Origin of the sequence: Mordavella massiliensis, from assembly GCF_016901695.1 — a bacterium.
Lineage (GTDB): Bacteria > Bacillota > Clostridia > Lachnospirales > Lachnospiraceae > Claveliimonas > Claveliimonas massiliensis_A.
In genome coordinates this window covers 19915-44432 of the sequence record NZ_JACJKS010000013.1, presented here as the reverse complement: position 1 = coordinate 44432, position 24518 = coordinate 19915, and the positions used below count along the sequence as shown (strand labels likewise).

At 57.1% G+C, this 24518-nt stretch carries 18 protein-coding genes and 1 pseudogene; 16 read left to right on the top strand and 3 right to left on the bottom strand.

All coding sequences use genetic code 11. From position 1 onward, the window contains the following. Nucleotides 1-27 precede the first annotated feature (27 nt). From H6A20_RS09535 to H6A20_RS09505, 7 genes are all read left to right on the top strand, one after another. Complete coding sequence (locus tag H6A20_RS09535; protein ID WP_204906894.1) at nucleotides 28-3090, top strand: glucosaminidase domain-containing protein; 3063 nt, start codon at nucleotides 28-30, stop codon at nucleotides 3088-3090. Between the two features lie 179 nt (nucleotides 3091-3269). Continuing rightward, nucleotides 3270-4352: a 3-isopropylmalate dehydrogenase gene (gene leuB / locus H6A20_RS09530; RefSeq protein WP_204906893.1), complete on the top strand. Its 1083-nt coding sequence runs from the start codon at nucleotides 3270-3272 to the stop codon at nucleotides 4350-4352. Nucleotides 4353-4489: 137 nt separating this feature from the next. Beyond that, nucleotides 4490-6163: a dihydroxy-acid dehydratase gene (ilvD, locus tag H6A20_RS09525; protein ID WP_204906892.1), complete on the top strand. Its 1674-nt coding sequence runs from the start codon at nucleotides 4490-4492 to the stop codon at nucleotides 6161-6163. A gap of 27 nt (nucleotides 6164-6190) precedes the next feature. Further along, nucleotides 6191-7873, top strand: a complete 1683-nt coding sequence (gene ilvB, locus H6A20_RS09520) for a biosynthetic-type acetolactate synthase large subunit (RefSeq protein ID WP_204906891.1) — start codon at nucleotides 6191-6193, stop codon at nucleotides 7871-7873. Nucleotides 7874-7898: 25 nt separating this feature from the next. After that, nucleotides 7899-8981: a 3-phosphoserine/phosphohydroxythreonine transaminase gene (gene serC / locus H6A20_RS09515; RefSeq protein ID WP_204906890.1), complete on the top strand. Its 1083-nt coding sequence runs from the start codon at nucleotides 7899-7901 to the stop codon at nucleotides 8979-8981. A 2-nt stretch (nucleotides 8982-8983) separates the two neighbouring features. Further along, nucleotides 8984-10147, top strand: coding sequence for a phosphoglycerate dehydrogenase (locus H6A20_RS09510; RefSeq protein ID WP_204906889.1), 1164 nt, complete (start codon nucleotides 8984-8986; stop codon nucleotides 10145-10147). Between the two features lie 190 nt (nucleotides 10148-10337). Beyond that, nucleotides 10338-11828 carry a polysaccharide deacetylase family protein gene (locus tag H6A20_RS09505; RefSeq protein WP_204906888.1) on the top strand — a complete coding sequence of 497 codons (1491 nt, stop codon included), beginning with the start codon at nucleotides 10338-10340 and terminating at the stop codon, nucleotides 11826-11828. A 62-nt stretch (nucleotides 11829-11890) separates the two neighbouring features. Here H6A20_RS09505 and H6A20_RS09500 read toward each other — a convergent pair whose 3' ends face one another. Continuing rightward, the gene (locus H6A20_RS09500) at nucleotides 11891-13525 is read right to left on the bottom strand and encodes an ABC-F family ATP-binding cassette domain-containing protein (protein WP_204906887.1); all 1635 of its coding nucleotides are present in this window, start codon (nucleotides 13523-13525) and stop codon (nucleotides 11891-11893) included. Nucleotides 13526-13688: 163 nt separating this feature from the next. On the opposite strand from H6A20_RS09500, the gene H6A20_RS09495 reads away from it, so the two are divergent. The 3 genes from H6A20_RS09495 to H6A20_RS09485 are packed head-to-tail and all read left to right on the top strand — an operon-like array spanning nucleotide 13689 to nucleotide 15540. After that, nucleotides 13689-14546, top strand: a complete 858-nt coding sequence (locus tag H6A20_RS09495; protein WP_204906886.1) for a patatin-like phospholipase family protein — start codon at nucleotides 13689-13691, stop codon at nucleotides 14544-14546. Nucleotides 14547-14562: 16 nt separating this feature from the next. Continuing rightward, on the top strand, nucleotides 14563-14967 hold the full coding sequence (locus H6A20_RS09490) for a secondary thiamine-phosphate synthase enzyme YjbQ (RefSeq protein ID WP_204906885.1): 405 nt from the start codon (nucleotides 14563-14565) through the stop codon (nucleotides 14965-14967). 6 nt (nucleotides 14968-14973) lie between these two features. Next, entirely contained in the window at nucleotides 14974-15540 is a 567-nt protein-coding gene (locus H6A20_RS09485; protein ID WP_204906884.1) for an HD domain-containing protein, read from the top strand. Here the strand turns inward: H6A20_RS09485 and H6A20_RS09480 are convergent. Further along, nucleotides 15537-16181, bottom strand: coding sequence for a GntR family transcriptional regulator (locus tag H6A20_RS09480; protein WP_204906883.1), 645 nt, complete (start codon nucleotides 16179-16181; stop codon nucleotides 15537-15539). The two genes, H6A20_RS09485 and H6A20_RS09480, sit on opposite strands and share 4 nt — an antisense overlap. Nucleotides 16182-16523: 342 nt before the next feature. On the opposite strand from H6A20_RS09480, the pseudogene garR reads away from it, so the two are divergent. From garR to H6A20_RS09450, 6 genes and pseudogenes are all read left to right on the top strand, one after another. Then, nucleotides 16524-17444: pseudogene (gene garR / locus H6A20_RS09475) on the top strand (2-hydroxy-3-oxopropionate reductase); the annotation flags it as partial. Between the two features lie 15 nt (nucleotides 17445-17459). Then, the gene (locus tag H6A20_RS09470) at nucleotides 17460-18884 is read left to right on the top strand and encodes a four-carbon acid sugar kinase family protein (RefSeq protein ID WP_204906881.1); all 1425 of its coding nucleotides are present in this window, start codon (nucleotides 17460-17462) and stop codon (nucleotides 18882-18884) included. 223 nt (nucleotides 18885-19107) lie between these two features. Beyond that, on the top strand, nucleotides 19108-20412 hold the full coding sequence (locus H6A20_RS09465) for a four-carbon acid sugar kinase family protein (RefSeq protein WP_204906880.1): 1305 nt from the start codon (nucleotides 19108-19110) through the stop codon (nucleotides 20410-20412). A gap of 23 nt (nucleotides 20413-20435) precedes the next feature. Next, entirely contained in the window at nucleotides 20436-21434 is a 999-nt protein-coding gene (gene pdxA / locus H6A20_RS09460) for a 4-hydroxythreonine-4-phosphate dehydrogenase PdxA (protein WP_204906879.1), read from the top strand. A 40-nt stretch (nucleotides 21435-21474) separates the two neighbouring features. Then, complete coding sequence (locus tag H6A20_RS09455) at nucleotides 21475-22878, top strand: GntP family permease (protein WP_204906878.1); 1404 nt, start codon at nucleotides 21475-21477, stop codon at nucleotides 22876-22878. Between the two features lie 37 nt (nucleotides 22879-22915). Further along, nucleotides 22916-23665 carry a DeoR/GlpR family DNA-binding transcription regulator gene (locus tag H6A20_RS09450; protein ID WP_204906877.1) on the top strand — a complete coding sequence of 250 codons (750 nt, stop codon included), beginning with the start codon at nucleotides 22916-22918 and terminating at the stop codon, nucleotides 23663-23665. A gap of 75 nt (nucleotides 23666-23740) precedes the next feature. Here the strand turns inward: H6A20_RS09450 and truA are convergent, their stop codons facing one another. Further along, nucleotides 23741-24478 (bottom strand): tRNA pseudouridine(38-40) synthase TruA, encoded by a 738-nt coding sequence (truA, locus tag H6A20_RS09445; RefSeq protein WP_204906876.1) that lies wholly within the window; start codon nucleotides 24476-24478, stop codon nucleotides 23741-23743. Nucleotides 24479-24518: the final 40 nt, after the last annotated feature.

The window sequence follows — 24518 nt, the reverse complement described above, 5'->3', positions numbered from 1 at the left end:
TAAGGGGAAGGAGGAAATCATTTTCAAATGAGAAAAAGCAAACTACTGATACTGCTGCTCTTCATGTGCATGGCGCTTGCGGGCATGCCGGCGATGGAGGGCAGGGCTGAGGATACACAGGGAGGGGAATCGTATCCGCAGCTACAGGATGAGAATCCGTACCGGACAGAGACTGTCACGGCTATGGATGAAAACGGAACGATCACGGAGGTGGAGCCGACAGACGGAAGCATGGAAGAGGAAGCCGGGGAAGAGAGCGGCATCTCTTTGTTTTCCACATTTGCCAGAGCGCTGACTGGCTCGCCGAAAGTGGTAAACTTTAACACAGGAAGAAGCGGAGTCATCTACTACACGGAGGACGGTACCGGCATATCCGGCTATACCAGCGGCAGCTACGGCGCGGACGCGGCGTATCTCGGATCCAGCGGCGACCGGGTGAAGTTCATGATGTCCGGCGTCGTCGGATGGGTGGATGAGTCGCAGGTAGAAGTCATCGATGTGGACAGGGCCGCGGTGATCAGCGGCTACGAAGTGGAGGGGGGAAGGCTCCTTCACGGGATCGTCTGCAATATGAAGACGCCCGGGTACAATACAAGGCTGGACAACGGACCGGCGCCGTCCTATCTGAGCGCAGGCACCAAATACTACAGCTATGACGGGCATTACTTCTACACGGATTACAGCGTGATGATCGCGGATTACCAGAACAACACGCGGGTTAATTCTGTAAATCCGGACAATCCGTACTACAACTATTACCAGTATCTGCCGCTCAGGAGCACGACCTCCTACAGCGCGGATACGCTGAATGCGCTGCTTGCCGGCAAGACGACTGCAAGCTCGCTGATGCGGGGCAGAGGGGGCGCTTTTGTGAACGCCCAGAATACATATGGTGTGAACGCCCTCCTGATGACGGGCGTGGCGGCCAATGAGAGCGCCTGGGGAACAAGCTCGATCGCGATGAATAAGAACAACCTGTTCGGACTGAATGCGGTGGATGAATCTCCCGGTACAAGCGCAAACACATTTGCAAGCCCGGAAGTCTGCATCAGCGATTTCGCCAATGCCTGGATGTCGAGGGGATACCTCAATCCGAACGACTCCCGGTACTACGGCGGCTTCCTCGGCAACAAGGCAAGCGGGATCAACGTGATGTACGCTTCAGACCCCTACTGGGGTGAGAAGGCGGCCAACGTGGCCTATGCCCTGGATAAGAATCAGGGCAGCCAGGACTATGGGCGCTATACGATCGGGATCAAGGACACCCTTGCTTCCAGCCATACGACAGTGAATGTGCGGGCCGGAAGCAGCACGACCACGTCCATCCTGTACTCCACAGGGAACGCGTCGAATTACGCAGTCCTTGTGAAGAACGCGGGCCCGGAAAACGGGTTTTACCTGATCCAGAGCGACGGGGTCCTGAACGATGCAAGGACAGGGATCGTACGCGGACAGGGGGCCTACAGTTTTGACAGCATGTATGCCTATATTTCTGCAGACTATGTCCGTGTCGTGAACCAGGGAACGGCATCGGAGCCGGCGCCTGCGCCGGAACCGGAGCCAGAGCCGGAACCGGCGGCGCTTACAGGCATTTCCATCACGGCGCAGCCGGCGAAGACTGCATACACGGAAGGGGAAGTGTTTGACCCGGCCGGCATGTCGGTCCAGGCGTCCTGGAGCGACGGTACAGTCACGGATGTGACAGGACAGGTCGGCTACCGCACGGAGCCGCTCACAGTGGATGTGACGGCAGTTGAGATCAGCTATACGAGCGGGGACGTGACAAAGACGGCGTCCCAGCCGGTGCAGGTAAAAGAGAAAGTCACGGTGACAGCCGTTCTGATCACGCCCACGGAGATCACAATGTATCCCGGCGAGGCAGCGACGTTCGGCGTCAGCGTCCAGGGAACGGGGGAGCCCTCCCAGTCCGTATCCTGGAGTGTGGACGGGGCGGCCGGCAGCCAGACTGCCATCGATGAGAACGGCAGGCTGACAGTCGGAGAGGATGAGACCGCGGCGCAGCTTACAGTAACAGCAACGTCTGTGGCGGATGGCACAAAGACGGCACAGGCAGTCGTCACGGTAGCCCAGAGGGAGCCGGAAGTGCCGGAGGAACCGGAGACGCCTTCCGATGAGCCGCTGCCGGAGGAACCGGCCGGAGACGGAACAGATTCCGGTACGGATGACACGGGCGCAGAGACGGTATATGAAGATGCCGAGCTGACAAGCGAGTCTTCCCAGATCACGGCGAATGGAACGTTTACAGCAGGCACATCCTTTAAGACGGAGGCAGTCAGCGAAGAGACTGATACATATGAAACGCTGACAAAAGCAGCCGAAGGGAAGCCGGTTCTCGGCGTGTATGAACTTTCACTGGAAAACGGGGAGATCAAGGCCGGCACAATGGTGCAGGTTACATTCCCTGTAGATCCTCAGTACAACGGGCAGGAAGTGCTTGTTTTCCATTATCTGGAGAAAGAGGACGGCCTCTGCCCGGTGCGCTATGAGTGTGTTGTGGAAAACGGCGCAGTGACTGTGGAGGTGGAGAGCTTTTCACCATTTACGATCGTGCTGAATACGGAGTCTGCGGACGGCAATGATCCGGATGCGGAGACACCGGACAACGGGCCGGCCGAGACGCCGGAGCAGCCGGACAATTCCATTCCGGAGCAGCCGGATAACTCCATTCCGGAGCAGCCGGATAACTCCATTCCGGTACAGCCGGGGAATTCCGGTCAGGCAGCCGTAGAGACGCCCGGAACGCAGAATCCGCCGGCATCCGATGACAACAGCGGAGACGGCGCCGGAGAGCCGGCAGGCGATGCCGGAAATGCCGGAAATGCCGGGACCGGAACAGGATCTGGTACAGAAGATGACCAGAAAGGCAATCCGGGCGGTCAGGGCAATCCGGCTGGACAGAGTTCTGCCGACGGCCAGAAGGGTGCCAATGGCCAGGATACCGTAAACGGCCAGGCAAAGGCAGCTCCCAGGACGGGGGATACGGCCTCGCCGGTCACCTGGATCCTGCTTGCAGTTGCGGCAGCAGCTGTGATCGTGATCGCGGTGATCTTAAAGAAGACCAGAAAGTAAGAGAGTGATTCAAAGGGTATTATCCTGAGAGGGGTAATGCCCTTTTTATTTCTGTAAACAGAGCGCAGAAAACAGAGGACGCTCTATTTTTTCGCGCTAAAGGGTTGAAACACGCATCAAAATGCGATATGATTATGAAATAGCGTAATCTGTTGTAAAAGTTAGGAAGGAAGAGGCATATGAACTTGAAGATCGGAGTAATCAAAGGGGACGGGATCGGGCCGGAGATCGTTACAGAGGCCATGAAAGTCCTGGATAAGACCGCAGCGGTGTACGGACATACCATACAGTATGAGCAGCTGCTGCTGGGAGGCGCTTCCATCGATGTACACGGCGTGCCGCTGACAGAGGATACGATCGCCAGGGCAAAGGCGTGCGACGCTGTCCTTATGGGATCCATCGGCGGGGATGCGAAGACTTCGCCGTGGTATAAGCTGGAGCCGGACAAGAGGCCGGAAGCGGGGCTTTTGAAGATCCGCAAGGCGCTGAACCTGTTTGCAAACCTGCGCCCGGCTGTTCTCTATGAGGAACTGAAAGGAGCCTGCCCGCTGAAGGAGGAGATCACAGAGGGCGGATTTGACATGATGATCATGCGGGAACTGACAGGCGGCCTGTATTTCGGAGAGAGGAAGACCGTAGAGGAAGGCGGGGTGCGCACAGCTTATGACTCCCTTACCTATAATGAAAACGAGATCCGGCGGATCGCAAAACGGGCCTTTGATATCGCCATGAAGCGCCGCAGAAAAGTGACCAGCGTAGACAAGGCGAATGTGCTTGATTCTTCCAGGCTCTGGAGAAGTGTCGTGGAGGAAGTAGCGAAGGATTACCCGGACGTGACAGTGGAAAACATGCTCGTAGACAACTGCGCCATGCAGCTTGTGAAAGACCCGAAGCAGTTCGATGTCATCCTGACAGAGAACATGTTCGGCGACATCCTTTCGGATGAGGCCAGCATGGTGACCGGCTCCATCGGGATGCTGGCCAGCGCAAGCCTGAATGAGACAAAGTTCGGCCTCTATGAGCCAAGCGGCGGTTCTGCTCCGGATATTGCAGGCAAAGGCATTGCAAACCCCATCGCCACGATCCTGTCCGCCGCTATGATGCTCCGGTTCAGCTTTGATCTGGACGCCGAGGCTGACGCCATCGAGAAGGCAGTAGCTGATGTCCTGAAAGAGGGATGGCGCACCATCGACATCATGTCCGCCGGAAAGAAGCAGGTGGGTACCAGCGAGATGGGCGACCTGATCTCGGCGCGGATATAGTTTGAATTGTAGATGTAATTGCAACAAAAGGACACCAGTTTTTTCATTCCGGACGTAACACTTTTTAAAAGTGTTACGTCCCCACTTACATGTATCCCTGTGTAATTGTATAAATTGTATATGGAGGTAAGACAATTATGAGAAGTGACAGTGTAAAGAAGGGAGCCCAGCAGGCCCCGCATCGTTCCTTGTTTAATGCTCTCGGACTGACGAAGGAGGAGCTGGACCGGCCGCTGATCGGCATCGTCAGCTCCTACAATGAGATCGTGCCGGGCCACATGAACCTTGATAAGGTTGTGGAGGCTGTAAAGCTCGGCGTGGCGATGGGAGGCGGAACGCCCATCGTGTTCCCGGCGATTGCAGTCTGTGACGGAATCGCCATGGGGCACATCGGCATGAAGTACTCTCTCGTGACAAGGGACCTGATCGCGGACTCTACAGAGGCCATGGCCATGGCGCATCAGTTCGACGGGCTGGTGATGGTGCCGAACTGCGATAAGAATGTGCCGGGTCTTCTGATGGCTGCGGCCAGGATCAACATCCCGACGATCTTCGTCAGCGGCGGTCCCATGATGGCCGGGCGCGTACAGGGGAAAAAAACCAGCCTTTCCAGTATGTTTGAGGCAGTGGGCGCCAACGCGGCCGGGCTTCTCTCGGACGAGGGGCTGCTTGAGTACGAAAACAAGACCTGCCCCACCTGCGGGTCCTGCTCCGGCATGTACACGGCAAACAGCATGAACTGCCTGACAGAGGTGCTTGGCATGGGCCTTCGCGGCAACGGCACGATCCCGGCTGTATATTCCGAGCGCATCCGCCTTGCCAAGCAGGCCGGCATGCAGGTGATGGAGCTTGTGAAGAAAAATATCTGCCCAAGGGATATCATGACGGAAGACGCGATCCTGAACGCCCTCACGGTCGACATGGCGCTTGGCTGCTCCACAAACAGCATGCTCCATCTGCCGGCAATCGCCCACGAGATCGGCATGGATTTTGAGATCGATTTTGCCAACGGGATCAGCGAGCGGACGCCGAACCTGTGCCACCTGGCGCCGGCCGGCCCCACGTACATAGAAGATCTGAACGAGGCAGGCGGCGTGTACGCCGTCATGTCCGAGCTGAATAAAAAAGGACTCCTTCACACGGACTGCATGACAGTGACAGGCAGGACAGTAGGTGAAAACATCGCAGGAGTCGTCAACAGAAATCCGGAAGTCATCCGCCCCATCGATAATCCGTACAGCCAGACTGGCGGACTTGCGGTCCTCAAAGGAAACCTGGCCCCGGACGGAAGCGTGGTGAAGCGCTCCGCCGTTGTGGACGAGATGCTTGTGCACGAGGGACCGGCCAGAGTGTTTGACTGCGAGGAGGACGCCATCGAGGCCATCAAGGGCGGCAGGATCGTGGCGGGCGACGTGGTCGTCATCCGGTACGTGGGCCCCAAGGGAGGCCCCGGCATGCCGGAGATGCTCAACCCCACATCCGCTATTGCAGGCATGGGGCTTGGCTCCAGCGTGGCCCTGATCACGGACGGCCGCTTCAGCGGTGCTTCCAGAGGCGCCTCCATCGGACATGTGTCGCCGGAGGCGGCGGTGGGCGGCCCCATCGCGCTGGTGGAAGAGGGAGACATCATCAAGATCAACATCCCGGCCCTGTCCATCGAGCTGGACGTGCCGGAGGATGTGCTGGCTAAGAGAAAAGAAGAATGGCAGCCGAGGCAGCCGAAGATCACAACGGGATACCTGGCAAGATACGCGGCGATGGTCACGTCCGGCAACCGCGGCGCCGTGCTGGAGATCCCGGGAACAAAATAGAGCAGAAGAGAAAAGGGGAAATGATGCATGCAGTTGACAGGCGCAGAAATAGTTGTTGAATGTTTAAAGGAGCAGGGCGTCGACACCGTGTTCGGCTATCCGGGCGGCGCCATCCTCAACGTATATGACGAGCTGTACAAACACAGCGACGAGATCCGGCATATCCTCACCTCCCACGAGCAGGGGGCGTCCCACGCGGCGGACGGGTATGCCAGGGCGACAGGCAAGGTGGGCGTGTGCTTTGCGACAAGCGGCCCGGGGGCGACCAATCTGGTGACCGGGATCGCCACAGCCTACATGGACTCCATCCCCATTGTGGCCATCACCTGCAATGTGGGGGTGTCCCTGCTGGGAAAAGACAGCTTCCAGGAGATCGACATCGCGGGCATCACCATGCCGATCACAAAGCATAACTATATTGTAAAGGATGTCACAAAGCTTGCGGACACCATCCGCAAGGCGTTTGTGATCGCGAAGAAGGGCCGCCCTGGCCCGGTGCTCATTGACATCCCGAAGGATGTCACAGGGGCAAAGACAGAGTACACGAGGGAGGAGCCGCAGAAAGTGGAGCCGTCCCGCGAGATTGACGAGACAGATCTGAATACGGCCCTGACCATGATCCGCGAATCCGAGCGCCCCTTTATCTGTGTGGGCGGCGGCGCCATCCTCTCCGACGCGTCAGAGGAACTGTACGAGTTTGTCAAAAAAGTCGACGCGCCGGTAGCCGACACCCTCATGGGACACGGCGCCTTCCCGGAGACAGATCCTCTCTATACCGGGATGGTGGGGATGCACGGCACAAAGACGGCGGATTACGGCGTGGATGAGTGCGACCTGCTGATCGTGGCCGGCGCCAGGTTCAGCGACCGCGTGACAGGGAATGTGAACGAATTTGCGAAAAACGCAAAGATCCTGCAGTTTGACGTGGACGCGGCGGAGATGAATAAAAACGTGCTGATCACCGAGGGCGTGATCGGGGATCTGAAAGTGATCCTTGAGAAGCTGAACGCCAGACTGGAGCAGCAGGACCACCGCCCGTGGATCGAAAAGATCGGGGACTATAAAGAGAAATATCCTCTCACGTACCCGGCCGAGGGCCTCTCCGGCCCCTGGGTGGTGGAGGAGATCTGCCGCCAGACAGAGGGCGACGCGCTGATCGTCACGGAAGTAGGGCAGCATCAGATGTGGGCAGCCCAGTTCTACCAGTTTACAAAACCCCGCACCTTCCTCTCTTCCGGAGGATTGGGGACCATGGGATACGGCCTGGGCGCCGCCATCGGAGCCAAGATGGGCCGCCCGGATAAGACCGTGGTCAACATCGCGGGGGACGGCTGCCTGCGCATGAATATGAACGAGATCGCGACGGCAGCCAGGAACAACATCCCGGTCATCGAGGTGGTCATCAACAACCATGTGCTCGGCATGGTGCGCCAGTGGCAGGATCTGTTTTACGGACAGCGCTACTCCCAGACCGTTTTAAATGACGCCGTGGATTTCGTGAAGCTGGCGGAGGCGATGGGCGCAGTGGGATACCGGGCGCAGACAAGGGAAGAGTTCAGGAAAGCGTTCGCCGAGGCGCTGACGCTGGGCAGGCCCGTCCTCATTGACTGCCAGATCGACAAGGACGAGAAGGTGTGGCCCATGGTGGCGCCGGGCGCGGCGATCCGCGATGCCTTTGACGAGGCGGATATGGAAAACAGAGCAAAGTAGAGACAGAATACGGAGGGATCAGAACATGAGCAGAGTGTACAATTTTTCAGCAGGGCCGGCTGTGCTGCCGGAGGAAGTTCTGCGCGAAGCAGCAGACGAGATGTTAGACTACAGGGGAACAGGCATGTCCGTGATGGAAATGAGTCACCGCTCAAAGGCGTTTGCCGGGATCATCGGGGAGGCGGAGGCGGATATCCGGGAGCTCATGGGCATACCGGACAATTACAAGGTCCTCTTCCTGCAGGGCGGCGCTTCCCAGCAGTTCGCCATGATCCCCATGAACCTGATGAAGAACAGGGTGGCGGACTACATCGTCACCGGCCAGTGGGCAAAAAAAGCGTACCAGGAGGCGCAGAAGTACGGGAAGGCGAACAAGATCGCCTCCTCCGAGGACCGGACCTTCTCCTATATCCCGGACTGCTCGGACCTGCCTGTGTCCCCGGACGCGGACTATGTGTATATCTGTGAGAACAACACCATATACGGCACAAAGTTCCGGACACTCCCCGACACAAAAGGCAAGCCGCTGGTGGCGGACGTGTCCTCCTGCTTCCTGTCCGAACCTGTGGACGTGACGAAATACGGCCTTATCTACGGCGGGGTGCAGAAGAATATCGGCCCGGCGGGCGTGGTGATCGTGATCATCCGGGAGGACCTGATCACGGACGACGTGCTTCCCGGCACGCCCACCATGCTGCAGTACAAAACCCATGCGGACGCAGGGTCCCTGTACAATACGCCCCCGGCCTACGGGATCTACATCTGCGGGAAAGTGTTCAAGTGGCTGAAAGCCCAGGGCGGCCTGCAGGCCATGAAGGAGAAAAATGAAAAGAAGGCGGCGATCCTTTACAGCTATCTGGATCAGAGCCGGCTGTTCAAGGGGACGGTCCGGCCAGAGGACCGTTCGCTTATGAACGTGCCCTTTGTGACAGGCGACAAAGACCTGGATGCGAAATTCGTGGAGGAGGCAAAAAAAGCCGGCCTGGAGAACCTGAAAGGCCACCGCACGGTCGGCGGCATGCGGGCCAGCATATACAATGCAATGCCCTGCGAGGGCGTGCAGGCACTTGTAGAGTTTATGGCAGAATTTGAAAAGGAGAACCTGTAGCTATGTTTCACTATTATTGCATGAATCCCATTTCCCAGGTTGGAATAGACAAGATGACAGATAAGTACGTGCCGGTCAGCGACCCGCAGAAGGCGGACGCGCTCCTCGTGCGCAGCGCCGACCTTCACGAGGCGCAGTTCGCGCCGGAGCTGAAGGCCATCGCCCGGGCGGGGGCCGGCGTGAACAACATTCCCCTGGAGCGGTGCGCCCAGGAGGGAATCGTCGTCTTCAACACGCCGGGAGCCAACGCCAACGGCGTGAAGGAGCTGGTGATCGCCGGCATGCTCCTGGCATCCCGGGACATCATCGGCGGCATCAACTGGGTGCAGGAGAACGAAGAGGACGGCAACATTGCCAAGGATACGGAGAAGGCCAAGAAAGCGTTCGCCGGCTGCGAACTGGAAGGGAAAAAGCTGGGCGTCATCGGCCTGGGGGCCATCGGCGGCCTGGTGGCCAACGCCGGCATCTATCTCGGCATGGAGGTCTACGGGTTCGATCCCTATGTGTCTGTAGACGCGGCCTGGCGCCTGTCCCGGAACATCCATCACGCCCAGACGGTGGATGAGCTCTACAAGAACTGTGATTACATTACCCTCCATGTGCCGGCGACGCCGGCCAACCGGGGAATGATCGACAGAAATTCCCTGGGACTGATGAAAAAAGGCGTGGTCGTGCTGAACTTTGCCAGGGATGTGCTGGTCAATGAGGAGGATATGATCGACGCGCTGGAGAGCGGCCAGGTGAAGCATTACGTGTCCGATTTCCCCACGCCGGTCATCGCCGGTGTGAAGGGGGCCATCGTGATCCCGCACCTGGGCGCGTCCACGGAGGAGTCGGAGGACAACTGCGCCGTGATGGCCGTGCGGCAGCTAATGGACTACCTGGAGTACGGCAACATCAAGAACTCCGTCAACTATCCGGACTGCGACATGGGAAAACCGGGGAACAACAAGCGGATCGTGCTGCTGCATTACAACAAGCCGAACATGCTTGGACAGTTCACGAAGATCCTGGCGGACGACAATATGAACATCGCCGATCTTTCCAATAAGAGCAAGGGCGCATACGCCTACACGATGATCGATATAGACTCGGATATCCCCGCAGACGTGGCAGACGATCTGCGGAAGATAGAAGGAGTCCTGCGGGTGAGGGTTCTGAACTAAGTTTAGGACCCTTCTTTGTTAAGAAATTATTACATAAAAGATAAGTAATATTACATCTTTTCCGTTGTAGTTGCAGATATACGCATGAGATGCTATCCTTATACTATATATTGACAAATTTTGCGCAATGCCGGCATAACTTGATGTGGTGCGACGAAAGAAAAGAACCGGTGTGTAATGAGAGGTATATATGACGAAAGGAAATGGATCCTACAGATCCGGGCCAAGGCCCGGATCTGTGAACGCCAGAAAACGGATGAGGCGAAAGCGGCAGATCCGCAGACGGCTCGTCGGCGCGCTCCTTCTCTTCCTGGTCGCCATGGCGGGCGTGCAGATCGTCCGGGCCGCGGTGAAGAGCAGGAACACGGACATCACCCTGCAGGCGGAGAATGCCTCCATCAAGCAGGGGGAGGCGGTGCCGGCGTTTCAGATGAAGGTCTCCTGTGACAAAGAGGAGAAGAAGCTGAAGAAGAAGGTGCTGGACAAGGAGAGCGGCTACACCCTCTGGGACCTGATCGAGGATCTGAAGGCGGGCGAGAACTGCACTTTCCAGTGCGACGCGGACGGTACGATGGATGGGAACTTCCCCATCTATACGAAGCTGGACGAGAGCCTGACTGCGAAGACAGAGAAAGGCGGCGACTGGCACGGCAGAGTGACATTCCATGTGAAGGAAGGGACGCTGACCGTTCAGAACCAGGTGGGCCAGTGGGACGGCGACAAGTTTAAAAAGTGGGACGATACATACGTGCAGAATGACTTTGTCACTGTAAAAGGCAAGACATACTACTTTGGCGAGGACAATGTGAAATCGACCGGCTGGCAGGAGATCGGCCTTTCCTGGTACTACTTTGACAAGAAGGGCGCCATGCAGACGGATCAGTGGAAGAAGAAGGGCGAGAGCAAAGCCTACCTGCAGGCGGACGGAAGGGCTGCGGCGGGCTGGCAGGAGCTGGACGGGAACACGTACTACTTCAACCAGTCCGGCGAGATGGTGACCGGCGAGCAGCACATCGGAACGCTCAGCTGCGTCTTCAGCGAGAAGGGCGTCCTTGAGTCCAAGGAGAGCAGCATCGATCCGGACAAGCCCATGATGGCCCTCACCTTCGACGACGGGCCGGGAGACCGGACGCAGGAGCTCCTTGACATGCTGGAGAAATACGACGCCCATGCCACATTCTTCATGCAGGGCGTGAACATCCCGGGCAGGGAGGACACGATCAAACAGATGCTGGAGGCGGACTGTGAGCTTGGCAACCACACGTACGACCATCCGGAGCTGACTAAGATCAGCGAATCCGAGATCCGCAGCCAGGTCGGCGACACCAACAATCTGGTCGAGGAGGCCTGCGGCCAGGGCGCGACTCTCGTGCGTCCGCCCTACGGCGCGGTCGACGATACAGTGAAGGCCAATGTGGGACAGCCCATGATCCTGTGGAACATCGACACCCTGGACTGGAAGGGCGACGCCCAGTCTGTCATCAACTGCGTGCAGCAGACAGCGGATGACGGGGACATCGTCCTCATGCACGACATCCACAGCTCGACAGTGGACGCGGCGCTGCAGCTCATCCCCTGGCTTGTGGATCAGGGATACCAGCTTGTGACTGTCACGGAGATGGCAGAGGCAAGAGGCATTACCATGCAGGCCGGCGAGACTTATACAGATTTCAATAAATAATAAAAACGAGAAGGCGGTACATCTGCCTTCTCGTTTTGCATTCTCATACAGAGGACTGGTATCTAGTTGTCCTCGTCGCTCATCACCGTGTAGGTCTGGCGTTTTCTTGCCATCTCATCGCTCTCCAGGTATTCGTCGTAAGTTGTGATCTTGTCGATGAGCTTTCCGCCAGGCACGATCTCCATGATCCGGTTTGCCGTTGTCTGCACGATCTGATGGTCCCGGCAGGAGAAGAGGATCACGCCCGGGAACTTGATCATGCCGTTATTGAGGGCTGTGATGGACTCCATGTCCAGGTGGTTGGTGGGCTCGTTCAGCAGAAGGACGTTGGATCCGGAGATCATCATCTTGGAGAGGAGGCAGCGCACCTTCTCGCCTCCGGAGAGCACCTTCACACGCTTCACGCCGTCGTCCCCGGAGAAGAGCATGCGTCCCAGGAAGCCGCGCACGTAGGTGGCGTCCTTCTCCTCCGAGTACTGGGTCAGCCATTCCACGATGGTGTAGTCGTTGTCAAACTCATCGCCGTAGTCCAGCGGGAAGTAGGCCTGCGTCGTCGTGACGCCCCACTTGTAAGTGCCCTCGTCCGGCTCCATCTCGCCCATGAGGATCTGGAAGAGCGTGTTCTTGGCCTGCTCGTTGCCGCCCACAAAGGCCACCTTGTCCTCCCGGTTCAGGGTGAAGGAGATATTGTCCAGCACCTTCTCCCCATCGATGGTCTTGGAGAGGCCGTCCACAGTGAGGACTTCGTTGCCGATCTCCCGGTTCGGGCGGAAATCGATGTAGGGATACTTCCGGCTGGAAGGCTGGATGTCGTCCAGCTGGATCTTTTCCAGGGCCCGCTTCCTCGAGGTGGCCTGTTTTGATTTGGAGGCGTTGGCGCTGAAGCGGGAGATGAATTCCTGCAGCTCTTTGATCTTTTCTTCCTTTTTCTTGTTGGCCTCCTTCATCTGGCGGATGAGGAGCTGGCTGGACTCGTACCAGAAATCATAGTTGCCGGCGTAGAGCTTGATCTTGCCGTAGTCGATGTCCGCGATCTGGGTGCAGACTTTGTTCAGGAAGTAGCGGTCGTGGGAGACCACGATCACCGTGTTCTCAAAGCCGATTAGGAATTCCTCCAGCCAGGCGATGGCGTCCAGGTCCAGGTGGTTGGTGGGCTCGTCAAGGAGCAGGATATCCGGGTTGCCGAACAGGGCCTGGGCCAGAAGCACCTTCACCTTCTCGGGACCGTTCAAGTCCTTCATCAGCCTGTAGTGCATCTCTGTCTCGATCCCGAGACCGTTTAAGAGGGAGGCGGCGTCCGACTCGGCCTCCCAGCCGTTCATGGTGGCGAATTCCGCCTCCAGCTCACTGGCCCTGATGCCGTCCTCGTCTGTGAAATCCTCTTTTGCGTAGAGAACTTCCTTCTCCTTCATGATCTCGTAGAGTCTGGCGTTTCCCATGATGACGGTGTCCAGGACCGGGAACTCATCATATTTAAAGTGATCCTGCTGCAGGAAGGAGAGCCGCTCTCCCGGGGTGATGACCACCTCGCCGCTTGTGGGCTCCAACTGCCCGGAGAGGATCTTGAGGAAGGTGGACTTGCCGGCCCCGTTGGCGCCGATGAGTCCGTAGCAGTTTCCTTCCGTAAACTTGATATTTACATCTTCAAACAGTGCTTTCTTTCCGACACGGAGTGTCACATTGCTTGTACTGATCATTGTCATCTTTCTCCTATCAGTTTCTTTTCAGGGTTTCATTGCATACGAAGTCTATCTTAGCAAAAAAAGGCGGAAATAGCAAGGAGAAAAGAGGGTTTTCATCCCCGTGAAATGCGTTTATAATAGCAGGTAAGGACAGCATGCAAGAAGGAGGATGAACGATATGATAAAGGCGACTATGGTACTGGAGGGCGGCGCGACGAGAGGCGTGTTTACTTCCGGCGTCCTCGATTACCTGATGGAGAAGGATTTCTATACATCCTATGTGATCGGGGTCTCTGCCGGGAGCTGCAACGCGGTGGACTATGTGTCGAAACAGCCCGGAAGGACAAGAGACTGCATGATCCAGAAGGACAAGGAATATAATTACTATTATGGATTTACAAAGTTTATAAAGGAGAAGAGCCTGCTGGACATGGATCTCGTCTTTGACAGGTTCCCGAACGAGATCTATCCCTTTGACTTCGACACCTATTTTGCGTCGGATATGGAGTGCGAGATCGTGACGACCAACTGTGTGACGGGCCGGGCGGAGTACATGACGGAGGACGAGGACAGGGACAGGCTCATGAAGCTGTGCCGGGCGTCCAGCAGTATGCCGCTCATCTCCCCCATGGTGAACATCGACGGGATCCCCTACCTGGACGGGGGCCTGGCGGACTCCATTCCGCTTCAGAGGGCCATGGAGATCGGCAACGGGAAGCCGGTCGTGGTGCTGACGAGAAATCCGGGCTACCGCAAGAAGATGCCGTCCAGGGCGGCGGTGCAGCTCTACCGGCGGGCGTATAAGAAGTATCCGAACCTGGTCCGCTGCATCATCAACCGGAATATCGTCTACAACCGGACCATGAAGCTTGTGGAGCAGCAGGAGGCGGAGGGAAAGATCTTTGTGATCCGGCCCCTCATTCCGACGGTATCCAGGCTGGAGAAGGACTACGACGCCCTGATGCATTTCTATGAGCACGGTTACCGGCTGATGAAGAAGGAATTCGATGCGCTTCAGAGATTTCTGGAGAAATAAAAGGAGGACAGAAGGTATGCATTTGTTTGAACATCACATTTCCACGCGGGGCTCCCAGCAGATGACCAAGGTGACGGGCATGGTGCGGGAAGACATTGAAAAGAGCGGCGCAAAGGACGGCATCGTGGTGGTCTTCTCCCCCCACACCACAGCGGGATTTACCATCAACGAGAACGCGGATCCGGATGTGGTGCGGGACATGCTCAAAGGATTTGAGAAGGTGTTCCCCACGGAGGCGGACTACTACCGCCATGCGGAGGGCAACTCCCACGCCCACATGAAGACGACGGTATTCGGCCCCTCCCAGACCCTGATCCTCAGCGGCGGGGAGCTGATCCTGGGGATCTGGCAGGACCTCTACTTCTGCGACTTTGACGGTCCCAGGAACAGGACCTTCTACGTGAAGATACTGGAGGGATAGACGCATATGGACGAGAAGATACTGCTCTCCTTCCTCCATCTGGCGGAGAAGCTCAAATGCAATACCCGCCACTCCTGGACAAGCAGCGGGCGCCATGAGAGCGTGGCGGAGCATACATACCGGCTGCTTGTCTTCGCCTGGCTTGTGAGAGACGAGTTCCCGGAGCTGGACATGGGCCGGGTCATGGAGCTGGCCCTCTTCCACGACATGGGGGAGGCGGTCACGGGCGATATCCCGGCTTTTGAGAAGACCGGGGAGGACGAGCGGACAGAAGAGGAGGCCCTGGAGCAGATCGCCTCGCTCCTGCCCGGGAAGCCGGGAGAAGCGCTGCGGGGCATTTTTCGGGAGATGGCGCAGAAGACCACGCCGGAGGCACGGCTTGTGAACGCCATGGACAAGCTGGAGGCCCTGATCCAGCACAACGAGGCAGATATTTCCACCTGGCTGCCCCTGGAGTACGAACTGCAGCTCACCTACGGGGAGAGGGAGACGAGGGACATCCCCTATATGGCGGCGCTGCGGGAGCGGGTGAACCGGGACTCGGTGGAGAAGATAAAAAAGGAGGACCACTAAAGGTCCTCCAGATTGATGCCCTTTGGCACATCCATGTGGCGCAGGGTGATATCGTAGATGTGGGCCGCATCCCCGGTCTCCATGGCCTCAAGGATGGCCAGGTGCTCCGAGCAGGTGTCCTCCATCCGCCCCGGGTGGGAGAGGGACATCCGGGCCAGCCGCTGCATCCGGTACATAAAGGTGTCAAAGATGGCGGAGAACTGCTCGTTCTCCAGATATCCGATCACCGCGGTGTGAAACTGAAAATCGTAGGTACAGAAATCCTGGATGGCCTGAGTGGTCTCCAGGATTTCCTGCATTTCATCCATAAGAAAATGGAGCTCCCGGAACAGTCTTTTCGCCTTCCGCGACGTGTGGGTGCGGGTGATCTCGGCCGTGCAGTAGCACTCCAGAGCGGAGCGCACCTGGAAGGTCTCCACCACATCCTGCCTGGTCAGGTGGTGGAGGCGGAACCCCTTGCTGGGGATGATGTCAATGTACCCCTCCTGCACCAGACGGTGGATGGCGTCCCGGAAAGGGGTGCGGGAGATACCGAGCTCCCGGGAGAGCTTTGTCTCCGAGTAGATCTCCTGGTAGGAGAGCTGATCTTCTGTGATCATTTTCTTTAAATGCTCGTAAGCCTGTTCGTTCAGTGTCATCATGGCGCAGGGCTCCTTTTTACGTTCGTTTATGTTTTGTCAAAGACAGGTGAAAATCTAAAAAAACCTGGTTCTATTGTACACTGTTTCCTGTATAAAATCCAATAGAAATCCGTGAAAAATCAACTTTTTATAGGCGGGGCGAAGCCGACTCCATCTGTTAATAAAATAACGGAGAACTCCCGCGCTTATGGGGATTTTCACCAATTTAAAGAACCGGAAATTGGCAAAAACAGAGAAAGAAATTTAAGGTATTGACCGGTATACCGGTATGTAGTAAAGTGGAGGCAGAAAGAACAAAAAGTAACAATGCAAGTCAGTAAAATGTAAAAAAGATGGGCGAAATGCCCAAAAGAAAACAGAAAGGAGAAAAAGGAAATGAAAACAGGATTTATCGGACTTGGCATCATGGGAAGACCCATGGCAAAGAACCTTCTGAAGGCAGGCGTGGAGCTTATGGTCTCCGACCTGAATAAAGAGGCAGTGGCGGACGTGGTGGCGGCCGGCGCCGAGGAGGGGACATACGCCCAGATCGGCGAGGCCTGCTCCGTCATCTTTATCATGGTGCCCAGCGGCGACATCACCAAATCCATCCTCTTTGGAGAGAACGGCGTGGCCTCCACAGTCAAGGCAGGAACCGTTGTGTGCGACATGAGCTCCGTCACACCGGTGGAGTCCAAAGAGTGCTTTGAGCGGCTGAAGGAGCAGGGCGTGGGCTTCGTGGACGCGCCGGTGTCCGGCGGGGAGCCGGGCGCTGTCAATGGCACGCTGGCGATCATGGCAGGCGGCGAGGAGAAAGATTTTGAGGCTCTCACAAAGTATTTTGACATCATGGGTTCCTCCGCACTCCTGATCGGCGGATCCGGCAGCGGCAGCGTGACCAAGCTGGCCAACCAGATCATCGTCAACAACACCATCGCAGTTGTGTCCGAGGCCTTTGTGCTGGCCGTGAAAGCGGGCGCAGATCCGGTGAAAGTATACAAGGCCATCCGTGGCGGCCTGGCGGGCAGCGCGGTGCTGGACGCCAAGATCCCCATGATCGTGGAGCGCAACTTTAAACCCGGCGGCCCCATCCGCATCAACCACAAGGACATCAGGAACGTGGTGAACACAGCCCACGCCATCGATGTGCCCATCCCCTACACGGCGCAGCTCTACGAGATCCTGCAGACCTTAAAGATCCACGGCCATATGGGAGACGATCACGGCGGCATCGTGCAGTATTTTGAGAAGCTGGCGGACGTGGAAGTAAAGAAAGCGGACTAGAAGGAGGAGAGGGAAATGGCGGTCAGCACAGATATTCTGACTTCTTTCAAACAGATAGACGAGGCCTATATTGACGGCCTTCTGCAAAAAGAGATCGAGGCGAATGACAAGAAGATCGTGGTCCTGGACGACGACCCCACCGGCGTACAGACAGTGCATGACATCTCCGTGTACACGAACTGGGACGCGGACAGCATCCGGGCCGGGTTTGAGGAGGAGAACAATCTCTTCTATGTCATGACGAACTCCCGGGGCTTCACGGCGCAGCAGACCACGAAGGCTCACCACGAGATCGCGGCGGCTGTGGATCAGGCGGCGAGAGAGACGGGGAGATCCTACATCTACATCAGCCGCAGCGACAGCACCCTGCGGGGACACTATCCGCTGGAGACAGAGCTTCTGAAGGCGGACTACGAGAAATACACCGGGAAGACCGTGGACGGCGAGATCCTCTGCCCCTTCTTCAAGGAGGGCGGACGGTTCACAGTGGACGACGTCCACTATGTGAAATACGGCGACGAGCTTGTGCCTGCCAACGAGACGGAGTTCGCGAAAGACAAGACCTTCGGCTACACGGCGGCCACCATGCCGGCCTATATCGAGGAGAAGACAAAGGGCGCGTACAAGGCGGGGGACGTCACCTGCATTTCCCTCGCAGATATCCACGACATGGCGGTGGATAAGATCGAGGCCCAGCTCCTTGCGGTGACGGGCTTTAACAAGATCATTGTCAACGCCGTGGACTACGCGGACATCAAGGTGTTCTGCGTGGCGCTCTACCGGGCCATGGCAAAGGGGAAGACCTTTATGATGCGCACAGCAGCCTCCATCGTGAAGGTGCTGGGGGGCGTGACAGACCAGCCCCTTCTCACAAGAGAGAAGATGGTGGTGAACGAGACGGACAACGGCGGCATCATCGTGGTGGGCTCCCACACAGAGAAGACGACCCGTCAGCTGGAGGCGCTCAAAGCCCGCAGCGACATCGAATTCATCGAGCTGGACGCCACCCTTGTGAAGGACGACGCGGCCTTTGCGGCGGAGGTGGACCGGTGCCTGCAGAGGGAGGAGGAGTGCATCCGCGCCGGCAGGACGGTGTGCTGCAGCACGACCCGCACCCTCATCACGGCGGACACAGGGGACAAGGAGGATGAGCTGCGCCTGTCGGTGAAGATCTCCGACGCGGTCCAGTCCCTGGTGGGACGGCTGACCGTCACGCCGGCCTTTGTGATCGCTAAGGGAGGCATCACCTCCAGCGATGTGGGGACGAAGGCGCTGGCTGTTAAGAAGGCCAACGTGCTGGGACAGATCCGGCCGGGCATCCCGGTGTGGCAGACCGGGGAGGAGAGCCGGTTCCCGGCTACGCCCTACGTGATCTTTCCGGGCAATGTGGGCGATGACTCCACCCTGCGGGAAGCGGTGGATGTACTGCTTGACAAGTAGACCTATTCTGCGGTTTCTGATATGGGGAGGCGGCCCGCATGGCGGCCTCCTTTTCTGTCGGACAGGTTCTGTCCGTTCCTCCTTGAAAAATAAACAAAAACAAACACATATATTTGTTAAATGTTTCTAAAAAGATTGACAAAAAATAGATTAAATTGACAAAAACGAACAGTAGAAGTACAATATGAACAGAAATAAACATATTCAAAAGGAGGAATGAGACATGCCAGAGTGTGTAGTGATCGCGGATGACCTGACAGGAGCCAATGCGACAGGTGTGCTTCTCAAAAAAATGAATTACACCGCCTACACGGTCATGAATGCGGAGCGGATCGAGCTGAGCACCCTCAAGGACTGCGACTGCGTTCTCTACCCGACGGACAGCCGGGGCGTCTCGCCTGAGATCGCCTACAACCGGGTGTACAACGTGTGCAGCATGCTGAGGAGCGACGACGTCAAAGTCTACTCCAAGCGGATCGACAGCACGCTGCGGGGCAACCTGGGCAGCGAGACGGACGCCATGCTGGACTGCCTGGGGGACGACTACGTGGCTGTGGTGGCGCCCTGCTTCCCCTCGTCGGGACGGATCGTCATCGGCGGGTACATGCTGGTGAACGGCCTGCCCCTGCACAAGACGGACATCGCCATCGATCCAAAGACGCCGGTGAAGATCTCGGAGGATGCGGTGCTCTTTGAGCAGCAGAGCAAGTACAAGGTGGCTTCCATCCTGATGAAGGATCTGATGCACGGCAAGCATTATCTCGCAGACCTGATGAAGAAGCATGTGGCGGAAGGCTGCAGGATCCTTGTCATCGACTGTGTGACCCAGGAGGATCTGGATCTCATCGCGGATGCGGTCATCACAAGCAAACTGAAGACCGTGGCCGTGGATCCGGGCGTCTTCACAGCGACCCTCTCCAGGAAGCTGATCACCCCGTCCGAGAAGAAAGAGAAGAGCCGCATCCTGGCGGTGGTGGGAAGCGTACATCCCAACACCACCAAGCAGATGGAGGAGCTGTGGCTCTCCCAGAGGACCCACAACGTTTTTGTCAACACGAAGGAACTTCTGGAGGACGAGGACAGGAGGGAGAAGGAGATCGCCCGGGTGACGGACGAGATCCTCAAAGAGTGCAAGCTGAACGTCATATCCACGGTGACAGGCGACGGCATCTACCCGGAGAACCGCATTGATTTCAAGCCTTACATGGAGAAGTACAACTGCTCCATGGATGAAGTTACCGGAAGGATCAATTCCGGATTTGCGGAGATCACCTACCGGATCTTCAAGGCGGAGCCGGAGTTCCGCGGGCTTTACACAAGCGGCGGAGACATCACGGTGTCTGTGTGCGAGCGGTTTGACACGGCGGGCCTCTCCCTCATGGACGAAGTGCTCCCGCTGGCCGCCTACGGGCAGTTCCTCAAAGGCGAGTTCGAGGGCGTGCACATTATCACAAAGGGAGGCAGCCAGGGGCAGAATGATGCCATCAACCGCTGCATCACCTACCTGAAAGAGAAACTTTATATTTAATAAAATAAGGAGGAGAGAAAAAAATGGGAAAACCGCTTATTGCAGTAACCATGGGCGATCCGGCAGGCGTCGGACCGGAGATCGTGGCCATGTCCCTTGCGTCCGCTGAAGTGACGGACGTGGCGGACTGCGTCGTTGTGGGAGACAAAAAAGTCATGGAGAACGCCATCCGCATCACGGGATCAGACCTGACAGTCAACGTGATCGGGAAGCCGGCGGACGGAAACTATGAGCCGGGCGTGCTCAACCTGATCGACTTAGACAACGTGGACATGGATCAGTTCGAGTTCGGAAAAGTCAGCGGCATGTGCGGAAAGGCAGCCTACGACTACATCGCAAAGAGCATTGAGCTGGCCAACGCAGGGGAGGTGGACGCCGTCTCCACGACGCCCATCAACAAGGAGGCCTTAAAGGCGGGCGAGATCCACTTCATCGGCCACACAGAGATCTTCGGCGCCCTCACCGGCACGGAGGATCCCCTGACCATGTTTGAGACGAACGGCATGCGCGTCTTCTTCCTGACAAGGCACGTGTCCCTTCGGCAGATGCTGGACATGATCAAGAAGGACCGCATCATCGACTACGTGGTCAGATGTACGGAGGCCCTGAAGCGTCTCGGCGTAAACGAGGGCACCATGGCCATCGCCGGCCTCAACCCCCACAGCGGCGAGCACGGGCTCTTCGGCTGGGAGGAAGTGGAGGAGATCATGCCGGCCATCGAGGAACTGAAAAAGATGGGCTACGACGTGGCCGGACCTGTCGGCGCGGACTCCGTGTTCCACCAGGCAGCCATCGGGAAATACAACAGCGTCCTGTCCCTGTATCACGACCAGGGCCACATCGCGACAAAGACGCTGGACTTTGAAAAAACCATCGCGATAACAAATGGAATGCCGATCCTTCGCACCTCAGTGGATCACGGCACTGCATTTGATATAGCGGGCACCGGAAAGGTGAGTGCCGTGAGCATGATCGAAGCCATCCGGCTGGCCGCAAAATACGCACCTCACTTTGTAAAATAAAGAGTAAAGAGGGATTTTCATCTAAAGGAGGGATTGTTTTATGATAGGAGGACTTGACGGCAACAGAATGCTGCTTGGACTTGCAATCGGTATCATCGTTCTTATTTTCCTTGTACTTAAGACAAAAGTACAGGCGTTCCTGGCCCTGATCGTATGTACGGTCATCGTGGGCGTTGTGGGCGGCATGCCCCTCTCCAACATCACGCTGGAAGACGGCAAGACCCTTGGTATTGTCAACTCCATCACAGGAGGTTTCGGAAGCACACTGGGAAGCATCGGTATCATCATCGGGTTCGGCGTCATGATGGGACAGATCTTCGAGGTGACGGGAGCGGCCAAGAGAATGGCCTTCACATTCCTGAAGCTGTTCGGAAAGAAGAGGGAGGAGGAAGCCCTGTGTCTGACCGGTTTCCTTGTGTCCATCCCGATCTTCTGTGACTCCGGTTTCGTTGTGCTTTCCCCCATCGCGAAAGCCATCTCCAGAGCGACGAAGAAGTCTGTGATCGGCCTTGGCGTTGCCCTGGCAGCCGGCCTTGTGATCACCCACTCCTTAGTGCCGCCGACACCGGGCCCCTTAGGTGTGTGCGGTATCTTCGGCATCGATGTGGGAACCTTCATCCTGCTCACGTTAGTTCTTGCCATTCCCATGGCAATTGGATGTATTGTATATGCTAAGAAAGTGCTGCCTAAGAAATTTTACCGCATCCCCAACGAGGACGGCGAGATCGTGGAAGTTCCCTATGAGGAGCCGGACTATGACAACGCATTCCACATGGCGGATGAGAAGATGCCCGGAACATTCGAGTCCTTTGCGCCTCTGTTCCTTCCCATCGTTCTCATCCTGATCAACACGGTTGCCACAGCTCTCGGCGCAACGACAGGCATCATGGAAGTGCTGATCTTCCTCGGCCAGCCCATCATCGCGGTAGGCCTCGGCCTGATCCTTGCCATCTTCACGCTTGGCAGAGACCTTGACAGACACACAGCCCTGACGGAGATGGAGAAGGGCATGCAGTCCGCCGGCATCATCATGCTCGTGACAGGCGGCGGCGGAGCGCTCGGACAGATCATCAAGGATTCCGGCCTCGGCACATACATGGCAGAAGGCCTGGCCCAGACAGCGATCCCGATCATCGTGCTCCCGCTCATCATCTCCACGCTGATGCGTTTTATCCAGGGTTCCGGAACAGTTGCCATGACGACAGCGGCAAGTATCTCCGCCCCCATCATCATCGCATCCGGCGTGAACCCGACACTGGGCGCCATCGCCTGCTGCGTCGGCTCCCTGTTCTTCAGCTACTTCAACGACAGCTATTTCTGGGTTGTAAACAGGACGCTGGGCGTGAGCGAGGCGAAAGACCAGTTGCAGGTATGGTCCGTAACATCTACGATCGCATGGGCCATCGGTGTTGTGGAAGTTCTCGTATTAAGCTTCTTCATGTAAACAAAACGTGATACTATGACCATGTGAGGTGGTTTCTATGCTGGCAGCGGAACGGCAGGCAAAGATCGTGGAGATCGTAAGACAGCAGGGGAGCGTCCAGGTCGACGACCTGGCGCAGAACCTGCGGGTGAGCGCCATGACCATACGGCGGGATCTGGAAAAACTGCAGGAGGACAATTTACTGGAGCGGTGCCATGGAGGTGCGGTGGCAAAGCAGGAGGTAACCTATGCAGACAAGAGTACCAGCCATATGGCTGAGAAGAAGAAACTGGCGGCGGCCTGCCGCTCCCTTGTCTCCGCGGGTGACAACATCTATCTGGACGCCGGGACGACGACCTACGAGATCGCCCGGGTGATCCAGGATATACCGGACATCATGGTCGTGACCAACGACCTGGAGATCGCCGGACTTTTGAAGAACAGTCCCGCAGAGCTGTTTCTGTGCGGCGGCAGGGTGCAGAAGAGCACCGGCAGTATGCTTGGGTATTACGCCACGCAGATGCTGGAAGATTTCCGGTTTGATGTGGGGTTCTTCGGAGCCGCGTCCATCAACCGGGATCTGGATGTGCTGACGCCCACCGTGGACAAGGCGTTTTTGAAGAGAACGGCGCAGGGGCGCTGCAGGAAGGCTTACCTTGTGGTGGATGAATCAAAGTTTGAAAAACAGGCAATGGCCAGGATCAATCATCTGTCAGATTACACGGCCGTGCTCACGACGAGGAAGCTGACGAAGGAAGAGCAGAGCAAAGCGAAGAAAGCCGACGTCCGCATCATTCCGGTATATTAGATCACGGTAAATATGAAAAAAAGCGGGCCGCCGCAGGAGCAGGGATGCTTCCTGTGGCGGCCCTTTTCTGACTGCTTACTCGTAGCGCACTTCCTGCAGATACATCCCCTTTGGGTCGCAGGGCGCGCTGGCTGCCTGGGCGCCGTCAAAGACGGCTGTGATGTCCTCCGGCCGGCGCGTGCCGAACCCAATGTCGAGCAGGGTGCCCACGATGGATCTCTGCATGTTGTGGAGGAAATCGTCCGCGTGCAGCGTGATCTGCATCTCCTCCCCGTCGTCGTAGATGTCGATCCGGTAGATCTCCCGCTCGGTGGACTTGTTGTGCTTCACCGTGGAGAAATTCCGGAAGTCGTGGCGGCCGGTCAGCAGGCGGGCGGCCTGGCGCATGGCGTCCATGTCCGGTCTGCGGAAGCAGTGGAAGGTGTACTTAAAGTCAAAGACGCTGGGCACATCGCTGATGGTGGCCCGGTAGATGTAGACTTTGGACCTGGCGTTCAGTTGGGCGTGGAAGCGCTCCGGCACGTCCTCGACGGAGACTACGGCGATATCCATGGGCAGATACCGGTTCAGGTAGTGCTGGATCTCGTAATCCTTCATCTGCGTATTTGTCCTGAAATTCGCCACCTGTCCGTAGGCGTGGACCCCCACTTCGGTGCGGGCGCCGCAGAACAGCTCCACATCCTCGTCTGTCATCCGCCGGATGACTTCCAGGATCTTGTTTGAAATGGTGTTGGTGGATTCGCCTTTCCCGAGACGGGACCAGCCCTGGTAGCGGCTGCCGTCATACTCTATCGTCAGTTTGATGTTTCGCATGGTCTTACCTCCGGATCTATATAAACAACAAAATTTCTGT